Here is a 10,254-nt window from a genome sequence, read left to right as displayed (position 1 = left end):
TGGCGTCCCGGTCGTCGTCCCGGGTCACCGTGGGGTGCAGGCCCACGGCGGTCAGCGCCGCGCGGAGCGCCTCCACCTGCCCCTCCCCCGCCTCGACCACCAGGTGCCCGCCCGGGGCCAGCCAGCGCGCCGCGCCCTCGGCGACGCGGCGCAGCACCGCCAGGCCGTCCGGCCCGCCGTCGAGGGCCACCGGCGCCTCGTGCAGCCGGGCCTCCGGCGGCATCAGCGCCACCGCCGCCGTCGGCACGTAGGGGGCGTTGGCCAGCACCAGGTCCAGCCGGCCCCGCCAGCGCACCGGCAGCGGGTCGTACAGGTCGCCCTCGAAGACCGGCACGGCCAGCGGGGCCAGGTTGCGCCGGGCGCAGGCCACGGCGGCGGGGTCCACGTCGGCGGCGGCCAGCCAGCGCGGCGCGAGCCGGCGGGCCAGCGCCACCGTGGTGGCGCCGGAGCCGCAGCACAGGTCCACCACGGCCGCCGCCGGGCCGGTCACCGCGACGGCGACGTCGACCAGCAGGGCGGTACGCGCACGCGGCACGAACACGCCGGGGTCGACGGCGATCCGCTCGCCGCAGAACTCGGCCCAGCCGAGCACGTACTCCAGCGGCAGCCCGGCGACCCGGCGGTCGACCAGGCCGGCCAGCGCCTCGGCCGAGTCGGCGGCGGCGATCAGCAACTCCGCCTCGTCCTCGGCGTAGACGCAGCCGGCGGCGCGCAGCCGGTGCACGAGGGCGGGCCGGTCGGGGCGGAAGGAAAAGACGGTCACGGGGCACCTCCGGGCCGGTGTCCGGTGCTCAGCGGCTGGCGTCCAGTGCGGCGGTCACGTCGGCGACCAGGTCGACGGCGTCCTCGACCCCGCAGGAGAGCCGGACGAAGCCGGGCGGGGTGTCGTCGCCCCACTGGGCCCGCCGGTCGGCGGTGGTGTGCAGGCCGCCGAAGGAGGTGGCCGCGGCCACCAGCCGGGCCGCGTCGAGGAACCGCGCCACCCGCCCGGCGTCGCCGAGGTCGAAGCAGAGCACCCCGGGGATCCGTCGCATCTGGACCGACGCCACCGGGTGGGCCGGGTCGCCGGGCAGCCCCGGCCAGCGCAGCCCGGTCACGTCGTCGCGCCCCGCGAGCAGCCCGGCGAGGGCCTGCGCGTTCGCGGTCTGCCGGGCCAGCCGCAGGTCGAGGGTGGCCAGCGACCGGTGCGCGAGCCAGGCGTCGAACGCGCCCGGCACGGCCCCGGTGACGTTCCGCCAGGCGGTGACCGCGTCCCGCAGCTCGGGCGAGCGGGTCGCGACGTAGCCGAGCAGCAGGTCGGAGTGCCCGGTCAGGGCCTTCGTCCCGGAGGCCACCACGACGTCGGCGCCCAGGTCGAGCGGGCGCTGCCCGAGCGGCGTCGCCGTGGTGTTGTCGACCGCCACCAGGGCACCGGCGGCGTGCGCCCGGGCGGCCAGCGCCGCCACGTCGGCGACGTCCAGGCCGGGGTTGGCCGGGGTCTCCAGCAGCACCAGGCGTACGCCGTCGAAGGCCGGGTGCGGGCCGGCGGTCGGGGCGAGGAGCACCCGTACGCCGATGCCCTCCAGCGTGTCGGCGGCGAAGGCCCGGACGGCGAAGTAGCCGTCCGACGGGAGCACCACGGTGTCCCCCGGCCGCAGCAACGTCAGCAGCAGCCCGGTGATCGCGGCCTGCCCGCTGGCGAAGACCCGGCAGTCGCCCCCCTCCAGTTCCCCGACCGCCGCCTCCAGCAGCCGCCGGGTGGGGTTGTCCGGCCGGCCGTAGCCGTCGGGCGCCGCCGCCGGCCCCGCCCACGGGTCCAGGTGGTACGGCGCGGCGAACACCGGCCCGGGCAGGAACGGCTGGCCGGGAGCCGGCTCGGGCAGGCCGGCGCGGACGCAGCGGGTGCCGTCGTGGTCCTCGGTCACGTCGCTCACTCCGGCTTGGTGGTGCGGCTCATCAGCGCCTCGACGGCGAGCCGAGGGTCCATGCCCTCGTGGCAGACCAGCTCGACCTGCTCGGTGATCGGCATCTCCACCGCGTGCGCCCGGGCCAGGTCGCGCAAGGCCAGCGCGCTCTTGACGCCCTCGGCGGTCTGCCGGGTGGCGACGCGTGCCTCCTCCAGGGTCGCGCCCCGGCCCAGGTGCTCGCCGAAGGTGCGGTTGCGGGCCAGCGGCGACGAGCAGGAGGCGACGAGGTCGCCCATCCCCGCCAGGCCGGCGAAGGTGAGCGGGTCGGCGCCCAGGGCCACCCCGAGCCGGGCCGTCTCGGCCAGTCCCCGGGTGACGAGCATGGCCCGGGTGTTGTCGCCGAACCCCATCGCCACGGCGATGCCGTACGCCAGGGCGATCACGTTCTTCACCGCGCCGCCCAGCTCGCAGCCGATCACGTCGTCGTTGGTGTACGGGCGGAAGTAGGGCGTGGTGATGGAGCGCTGCACCTGCGTGGCCCGGTCGGCGTCGGTGCAGGCGACCACGGTGGCGGCGGGCTGCTCGGCGGCGATCTCCGGGGCCAGGTTGGGGCCGGAGACCACCACCACCCGGTCCGCCGCCACCCCGGCGGTCTCCACGATCACCTCGCTCATCCGCCTGGTGGTGCCGAGCTCGATGCCCTTCATCAGCGACACCAGGGTGGCGTCCGGATGCAGGTGGGCGGTCCACTCGGCCAGATTGCCGCGCAGCGTCTGCGACGGTACGGCCAGCACCACCTGCTCGGCCCCGGTGATCGCCTCGGCGGCGTCGCCCGTCGCCGTGACCCGCGACGGCAGCAGCACGTCCGGCAGGTACTCCGGGTTGCGCCGCTCGGCCCGGATCGTGTCGGCGACCGCCTGGCGGCGGGCCCAGACGGTGACGTCCCGCCCGGCGTCGGCGAGGATCTTGGCGAACGCGGTGCCCCACGAGCCGGCACCCAGGACCGCGACGTGCCCGCTCACGCCGCCGCCCCCGGCCGCCGCCGATCGACGGCGGGGCGCGCCGTCCGTTCCCACAGTGGTGGCGGGGTGCCGCCCCGGATCTCGGTGAGCATGTCACGAAGGCGCAGCATGATGGTGTCGGTCATCTCCTCGAGGACGGCCTTCGTCGGGGTCGACCCGGCCCATCGGCCCAGGTCGACGGGGGGTCCGGCGACCACGGTCACCGGGATCCGGGGGCGCGGGTCCAGTCGGGACCGGCGCGGGTCGAAGATGCGCTCCGGGCCCCACATGACGAGCGGGACCACCGGCGCCCCGGTGGCGAGCGCGAGGCGGGCGGCGCCGGTCTTGCCCTTCATCGGCCACAGCTCCGGTTCGCGGGTGATGGTGCCCTCCGGGTAGATCACCACCGCGCCGCCCTGGTCGAGCGCGGCGACGAGGTGGTCCAGCGACCGCACCGCGTCCACGGTGTTGCGCTCGACCGGGATCTGCCGGCACCGGTGCAGGATCCAGCCGATCACCGGGACCCGGAACACGCTTGCCTTGCCGAGGAACTGCGGCCAACGGCCGGAGTCGTAGACGAAGTGGGCCGCGACGAGCGGGTCGGCGTGCGAGATGTGGTTCGGCACGATGATCACGCCGCCGTCGCCGCGCAGGTGCTCCATGCCGTGCCAGCTGCGCCGGGTCCAGACGGTCATCACCGGCTTGACCAGCACCACGGCGAACCATTGCCAGAACCCCAGCCTCCGCCGTGTCACCGCGCCTCCTCGTGCCGCCCCGCCCCGCACCGGATCCGCACCCGGTGACGCCCGCAGCGGAAATCATGCCTGCTCGACCCGGGTCCGGCCAGAGAGGGTACCGCCGTACGGCTGGCAGGATGGCGGTGTGAGTCAGCCGAGGTGGACCGTGGTGGTGCCCGTGAAGCGCCTGGCCGCCGCGAAGAGCCGGCTGCGGGGGGCGCTGCCGGCCGTACCGCACGAGGAACTGGCGCTGGCCCTGGCCGCCGACACGGTCGCCGCGGTGCGGGCCTGCCCGGCGGTGGCGGGGGTGCTGGTCGTCACCGACGACGCCCGGGTGGCCGAGGCCGCCCGCCGCGCGGGCGCCCGGGCGCTGCCCGACGCCCCCGGCGCCGGGCTGAACGCCGCCTTCCGGCACGGCGCGTCGGTCGCGGGCGGCGGCTGGGTGGCCGGGCTCACCGCCGACCTGCCCGCGTTGCGCCCGGCCGAACTGGCGGCGGCGCTGCGGGCGGCCCAGGCCGCGCCCCCGGGCGTACGCGGGTACGTGGCCGACGCCCCTGGCCAGGGCACCGTGCTGCTGGCGGCGCCGCCGGGCGTGGCCCTGGATCCCCGCTTCGGGGTCGGCTCGGCCGCCGCGCACGCCGCGAGCGGGGCGCTCGCCCTCACCGGGGACTGGCCGAGCCTGCGCCGGGACGTGGACACCGCCGCCGACCTGGCCGCGGCGGCCCGGCTCGGGCTGGGGCCCCGCACGGCCGCGTTGGCCGCCGCCGGCTGCCCGGCCTGAGGGGCGTGTAGCGTGCGGGTCATGCAGGGCACGGTGGCCACCTACGACGCGGCGACCCGCAGCGGGACGCTGCTCCTCGACGACGGCACCGAGCTGGCCTTCCCGGCCCGGGCGTTCGACGCCTCCGGCCTGCGCCTGCTCCGCCTCGGCCAGCGGTTGCGCGTCGAGACCGACGACACCGGCGCGGTGGTCCGGGTGACATTGCCGACGATGGCCTGAGCGGCTGGTCGAAGTTCATTTTGCGTTAACCGCATCCGGGTGATTATGGGCAGGTGAGCACCCCTCGCAAGCCCTCCGCCAACCGACCGTCCACCGACCCGGCCGCCCCCCGCAACGGCACCCGGTCCCGGGGCGCCGACGGCCGCTTCCACGCCGACCCGACGGCCGCGACCCCGGAGGCGGCGCCGGCCGCGACCCACGGCGAGGCGCCCACAGCAACCCCGGGCGGAGGGTCCGCCGCGACCCCGGGCGGAGGGTCCGCCGCGACCGGCTCGGCCGACGCCGCCGGTGCCGGCGGTGCGGCCGCCTCCGCCGGGCTGGAGGAGGTGCTGGATGCGGCGCCGCCCGTCGAGGCGCCGGCGCCCGACCTCGTCGACGAGCCCCCCGCAGCGGAGCCGCTGCCGGAGGACCGCTTCCTCAACCGGGAGCTCTCCTGGCTCGACTTCAACGCCCGGGTGCTGGCGCTCGCCGAGGACCCGCGCACGCCGCTGCTGGAGCGGGCCAAGTTCCTGGCCATCTTCGCCAGCAACCTCGACGAGTTCTACATGGTGCGGGTCGCCGGGCTGAAGCGCCGGCTCCAGGCCGGCCTGCCGGTACGCGGCGGGGACCGGATGCCGCTGCGCACCCAGCTGGAACTGGTCGCCGGGAAGGCCGCGACGCTGGTGGCCCGGCACTCGGCCTGCTTCACGGACGAGGTGCTGCCGAAGCTGGCCGCCGAGGACATCCGGATCCTGCGCTGGGCCGACCTGGACGACCCCGAGCGGGAACGGCTGCGCGCGTACTTCCGGGAGCAGATCTTCCCGGTGCTGACCCCGCTGGCGGTGGACCCGGCGCACCCCTTCCCGTACATCTCCGGGCGGTCGCTGAACCTCGCGGTGGCGGTCCGCGACCCGGACGGCGGCTCGGAGTTCTTCGCCCGGGTGAAGGTGCCGAACAACGTGCCCCGCTTCGTCCGGGTGCACCGCGACCTGCCGGGCGTGCGGATGCTGCCGGTGGAGGACCTGATCTCGGTGCACCTGGGGCAGCTCTTCTCCGGCATGCAGGTGGTCGAGTGCCACCTGTTCCGGGTCACCCGCAACGCCGAGGTGGAGGTCGACGAGGACCGCGACGAGGACCTGCTCCAGGCCCTGGAACGGGAGCTGGCCCGGCGCCGGTTCGGCCCGCCCGTGCGGCTGGAGGTGGCCGCCTCGGTCTCCGACCACGTGCTGGAGCTGCTCGTCCGCGAGCTGGACATGCACGACCAGGAGGTGCTGCGGGTGCCCGGCCTGCTCGACCTCTCCGCGCTCTGGCAGCTCTACGACGAGGCCGACCGGCCGGACCTGAAGGACCCGCCGTTCGTGCCGGCCACCCACCCCCGCCTCACCGAGGGCGAGGTGCCGCGCAGCGTCTTCGCGACCCTGCGCGACGGCGACATCCTGGTCCACCACCCGTACCACTCGTTCGCCACCAGCGTGCAGCGCTTCATCGAGCAGGCCGCCGCGGACCCGGACGTGCTGGCCATCAAGCAGACCCTCTACCGCACCAGCGGCGACTCCCCGATCGTGGACGCGCTCGTCGACGCGGCGGCCGCCGGCAAGCAGGTGGTGGTGCTGGTCGAGCTGAAGGCGCGCTTCGACGAGGTGGCCAACATCGGCTGGGCGCGCAAGCTGGAGCGCGCCGGCTGCCACGTCGTCTACGGCCTGGTCGGGCTCAAGACGCACTGCAAGACCGCCCTGGTGGTACGCCAGGAGGGCAACCAGATCCGCCGCTACTGCCATATCGGCACCGGCAACTACCACCCGAAGACCGCCCGGCTCTACGAGGACTTCGGCATGCTCACCGCCGACCCGGAGATCGGGGCCGACCTGACCGACCTGTTCAACGTCCTCACCGGCTACAGCCGGCAGACCGCGTACCGCCGGCTGCTGGTGGCGCCGCAGGGCATCCGCAGCGGCCTCATCGAACGCATCGAGCGGGAGATCGCGCACGTCCGGCTGGGCATGCCCGGGCTCGTGCAGATCAAGGTGAACTCGCTGGTCGACGAGAAGATCACGGACGCGCTCTACCGGGCCTCCCGGGCCGGCGTCCACGTGGACCTGGTGATCCGGGGCATGTGCACGCTGCGCCCGGGGGTGCCCGGCCTCTCGGAGAACATCCGGGTCCGCTCGATCCTGGGCCGGTTCCTGGAGCACTCCCGGATCTTCCGGTTCGGCAACGACGGCGACGCCGAGTTCTGGATGGGCTCGGCCGACCTGATGCACCGCAACCTGGACCGCCGGGTCGAGGCGCTGGTGCGGGTGAGCGACCCCGTCGCCCGGGCCGAGCTGGACCACGTGCTGACCGCCGCGATGAGCCCCGACGTGGACGCGTTCGAGCTGGCGGCGGACGGCACCTGGAGCCGGCGTACCGGCACGGCCGAGGAACCGCGGGTCCACCTCCAGGAGTTGCTGCTGCGTCGCGTCGGTGGCACGGCGGGCTGACCGGTACCCGCATAGGCTGACCTGATGCTGGATGAGCGGGACGCGGCCGGCCCCGGCCGGGGCCGGCCGCCCGGGTTCCCCGACGCCGCGCCCCCGATCCGGGCGGCGGGTGGTGTCGTGTGGCGCCCCGCCGACGACCCCGGGCCGGTCGAAGGGCCGGCCGCCGGGAGCACGGACGCCGCCCCGCGCGGTGGGGTGCTGGTCTGCCTCGTGCACCGGCCCCGCTACGGCGACTGGTCGCTGCCCAAGGGCAAGCTGGAGCCGGGCGAGCATCCGCTGCGCGCCGCCGTGCGGGAGGTGGCCGAGGAGACCGACGTCCGGGCGGTGCCGCAGGTGCGGCTGCCCACCGTGCGCTACCGCAGCGAGGGCCGCCCGAAGGTGGTCGACTACTGGTCGATGCGGGCGGTGGGCACCGGCGGCTTCCAGCCGGGCACCGAGGTCGACGACGTGCGCTGGCTCGGCGTGGACGAGGCGCTCCGGCTGGTCAGCTACCCGCACGACGCCGAGGTGCTGGCCGCGTACGCGGCCCTGCCCACGGTCACCGGGACGGTGGCGCTGGTCCGGCACGCCCACGCAGGCAAGCGGGCCACCTGGTCGGGCCCGGACACCGGCCGGCCGCTCGACGCTAAAGGCTGGGCGCAGGCCCACACGCTCGCCCCGCTGGTAGCGCTGGTCCGGCCGGCGCGGCTGCTGTCGGCCTCGGCCCGCCGCTGCGTACAGACCCTCGACCCGGCGGCGGCGCTGCTCGACCTGCCGATCGAGATCGACGGCGACCTGGACGAGCCGCGGCCGGGCCAGCAGCCCGACGAGTGCGCGCTGGCCGCCGCCGCCCGCCTGGCCGCGCTGGCGGCCACCGGCGAGCCGGTGGGGGTGTGCAGCCAGGGCAAGGTGATCCCGGGCGCCCTGGCCCGGCTCAGCGGGCGGCCGGGCGACTTCACCACCCCGAAGGGCGGCGGCTGGCTGCTCGCCTTCGCCGGCGACCGCCTGCTCGCCGGCGACCGCCTCTGACCGCGCGGCCACCGGGGCCGGCCGGTCCCGACCGGCCCGCTGGGCGGCGGGTCAGGCCGCCCCGTCGGGCGTCGGGCGGCGGGCAGCGGACGGCGGGCGGCGGACGGCGGACGGCGGACGGCGGGCGGCGGTCCGGCCGGCCCGTTCGGCGGCGGGTCAGGCCGGTGGCAGGGTCAGCGTCACCGCGACCGGCAGGTGGTCGCTGGCCGTCCCTGGCGGGGCCGCCGCGTCGCCGGCGGCCAGGTCGGGCGTGACGAAGACGTGGTCGATCTGCTGGCGCGGGGCGTCCGCCGGGCTGGTCCGCAGGGGGCGGGCGGCGGCGAGCGCGTCGACCAGACCGGCCCGGGTGAACTCGGCGAACGCCGGGTCCCCCGGCTCGGTGTTCAGGTCTCCGGCGACCACCAGGGGCCGGCCGGCCGCGTACCGCACGGCGAAGTCGGCGACCGCGCGGGCCTGGACCACCGGGTCCTCGCCGGGCGGCGGTTGCAGGTGGGTGGCGACGACCGCCAGGCGGACGCCCGCGCTGAAGTTCACGGTGACGCCGAGGGCCTGCGCACCGGTGGGCGCGCCGACCGCCGGCAGCGGCCGGGTCCGCGCCGCGTCCAGCGGCCACCGGCTCAGCACGGCGTCGCCCCAGAGCGGATCGGCGGCCGGCGCGAAGACGTACGGCATGTCCAGCCGCTCCGCCAGCAGGTCGAGCGTGTCGTGGCCGCCGTTGAGCAGCCAGCCCCGGTCCACCTCGCTGAGTGCCACGACGTCGGCCCCGGCGACGGCCCGCGCCAGCGCGTCCGGGTCGAAGCGGCCGTCCATCCCGAACCCCATCCGGACGTTGTACGCCGCCACCCGCACCGTCTCCGGCGGCCCGTCCCGGTTGGTGGCGGAGAGCAGCTCGTCGCTGGCGACCGCGGCCAGCAGCGTCACCACGGCGGCGGTGGCGGCCGTCCACACCGGCGGCAGCGGCGACCGGGCCGGCCCCGGGGTGGGACGCCTCGCCAGCGCGGCGGCGGCGACCAGCACCGCCACCGCCACCGGCACTCCGGCATTGGGGTGGCCGAGGTCGTAGGCGGAGTAGTAGGCCACCGCCGCGACGGCGAAGACGAGCATCCCGGCGACGGCGGCGTACCCGCGCCGCCCGGCCGCCCGCGCCGGGTCCGCCGTGCCACCGGCCGCCCGCGCCGGGTCCTGCCCAGCGCCGTCGGGGACCGGGGTGCGGGCTTGGTCCGCGCCGTCGTCGCCCCGCCCGTCCGCCGCACCGGCCGACGCCAGGCACGCGCCGAGACCGACGGCGGTGAGCAGGACGGCCGGCAGCAGCAACTCCCCGCGTCCGAGGGCGACGAGGACGGCCCCGCCGACCAGGGCCACCGGCCCGAGCCACCGCCAGGCGCCCCGGCGGGGCGGGGCCAGCGCGGCGAGCAGGAACCCGCCGACCGCCACGGCGAGCGGGGCGGGGCCGAACAGCGGCACGGTGGCCACCCCCACCTCGTCGGCGGGATCCGACCGCAGCAGACCGAACTGGTAAGACGTCGCCGTCCGGGCGACCGCCGGGGAGAGCGCCACCATGCCGGCGAGCAGCAGCGCCGGCCCGGCCAGCAGCCAGCTCCGTACGCCGCCCGTCCCGGCCGGCGGCGCGGGCCGCGCCTGCCCCGCCAGGAAGAGCCCCGCGACCCCGACGGCCGCCAACCATGCCGGCCAGTCCCCGAAGAACGCCGAGCGGTACGTGTCCAGCACCGTGTGCAGGACGGCCCCGACCGCCAGCCCGAGCGCCAACCCGGGCACGGGGCGATCAGTGCCGGCGGCGGCACCAGCGAGCCAGACCAGCCCGGCGAGCAGCCCGGCCGTGGCGAGCCAGAGCTGGAGCCGCCCGCCCGGCTGGCCGTTGACGGCGAGCCGGGCCACGACCAGCAGCACCGCGGCGACGAGTGTCACGGGGCGGGCGCCGACCCGACGGATCAGCGCGGGCGCGGCCAGGGCGAGCAGGAACCAGCCGAACGCGAACGCCCCCAGCAGTTCGGCGGGGGTCGAGGCGGCCTGCCCGAAGATGGTGATGACCGCCGGCAGGAAGACGCGCAGCACGTCGACCAGGAGCACGACGCCCAGGGCGAGGGTGACGGTGGTGAGGTGGCGGTAGCGCACCGGGCTGCCTTTCGCCGACCGGAAGGGGTG

At 76.8% G+C, this 10,254-nt stretch carries 9 protein-coding genes; 4 read left to right on the top strand and 5 right to left on the bottom strand.

Annotated elements, in window-relative coordinates; all coding sequences use genetic code 11:
• The 4 genes from F6X68_RS25695 to F6X68_RS25680 all read right to left on the bottom strand — a co-directional run.
• A partial coding sequence (locus tag F6X68_RS25695; protein WP_151456692.1) for a putative protein N(5)-glutamine methyltransferase occupies nucleotides 1-763 on the bottom strand: 763 nt, incomplete at its 3' end.
• Between the two features lie 28 nt (nucleotides 764-791).
• Nucleotides 792-1,913, bottom strand: coding sequence for a cystathionine gamma-lyase (locus tag F6X68_RS25690; protein WP_151456691.1), 1,122 nt, complete (start codon nucleotides 1,911-1,913; stop codon nucleotides 792-794).
• Nucleotides 1,910-2,908, bottom strand: coding sequence for an NAD(P)H-dependent glycerol-3-phosphate dehydrogenase (locus tag F6X68_RS25685; RefSeq protein WP_151456690.1), 999 nt, complete (start codon nucleotides 2,906-2,908; stop codon nucleotides 1,910-1,912). Before F6X68_RS25685 ends, F6X68_RS25690 begins: the two co-directional genes overlap by 4 nt.
• Nucleotides 2,905-3,642, bottom strand: coding sequence for a 1-acyl-sn-glycerol-3-phosphate acyltransferase (locus tag F6X68_RS25680; RefSeq protein WP_151456689.1), 738 nt, complete (start codon nucleotides 3,640-3,642; stop codon nucleotides 2,905-2,907). The genes F6X68_RS25685 and F6X68_RS25680 overlap by 4 nt, the downstream gene beginning before the upstream one ends.
• A 127-nt stretch (nucleotides 3,643-3,769) precedes the next feature.
• Here F6X68_RS25680 and cofC point away from each other — a divergent pair, with 127 nt between their 5' ends.
• The 4 genes from cofC to F6X68_RS25660 are packed head-to-tail and all read left to right on the top strand — an operon-like array spanning nucleotide 3,770 to nucleotide 8,091.
• The gene (gene cofC, locus F6X68_RS25675) at nucleotides 3,770-4,405 is read left to right on the top strand and encodes a 2-phospho-L-lactate guanylyltransferase (protein WP_151456688.1); all 636 of its coding nucleotides are present in this window, start codon (nucleotides 3,770-3,772) and stop codon (nucleotides 4,403-4,405) included.
• A gap of 21 nt (nucleotides 4,406-4,426) precedes the next feature.
• Nucleotides 4,427-4,624 carry a cold-shock protein gene (locus F6X68_RS25670; protein ID WP_192581542.1) on the top strand — a complete coding sequence of 66 codons (198 nt, stop codon included), beginning with the start codon at nucleotides 4,427-4,429 and terminating at the stop codon, nucleotides 4,622-4,624.
• A 53-nt stretch (nucleotides 4,625-4,677) separates the two neighbouring features.
• Entirely contained in the window at nucleotides 4,678-7,083 is a 2,406-nt protein-coding gene (locus F6X68_RS25665) for an RNA degradosome polyphosphate kinase (RefSeq protein WP_151456687.1), read from the top strand.
• Nucleotides 7,084-7,107: 24 nt separating this feature from the next.
• The gene (locus tag F6X68_RS25660) at nucleotides 7,108-8,091 is read left to right on the top strand and encodes an NUDIX hydrolase (protein WP_151456686.1); all 984 of its coding nucleotides are present in this window, start codon (nucleotides 7,108-7,110) and stop codon (nucleotides 8,089-8,091) included.
• 156 nt (nucleotides 8,092-8,247) lie between these two features.
• Here F6X68_RS25660 and F6X68_RS25655 read toward each other — a convergent pair.
• Nucleotides 8,248-10,254, bottom strand: a 2,007-nt coding sequence (locus F6X68_RS25655; RefSeq protein ID WP_370518984.1) for an endonuclease/exonuclease/phosphatase family protein, incomplete at its 5' end; no start/stop codon positions are given.

Source organism: Micromonospora sp. AMSO12t (assembly GCF_008806585.1).
Lineage (GTDB): Bacteria > Actinomycetota > Actinomycetes > Mycobacteriales > Micromonosporaceae > Micromonospora > Micromonospora reichwaldensis.
This window is presented reverse-complemented; position numbering and strand designations above follow the sequence as displayed.

What these genes read in the sequence shown, in the direction of transcription:
- F6X68_RS25670 (WP_192581542.1), top strand. Translation starts at nt 4,427, where the DNA reads ATGCAGGGCACGGTGGCCACCTACGACGCGGCGACCCGCAGCGGGACG.
- F6X68_RS25660 (WP_151456686.1), top strand. Translation starts at nt 7,108, where the DNA reads ATGCTGGATGAGCGGGACGCGGCCGGCCCCGGCCGGGGCCGGCCGCCC.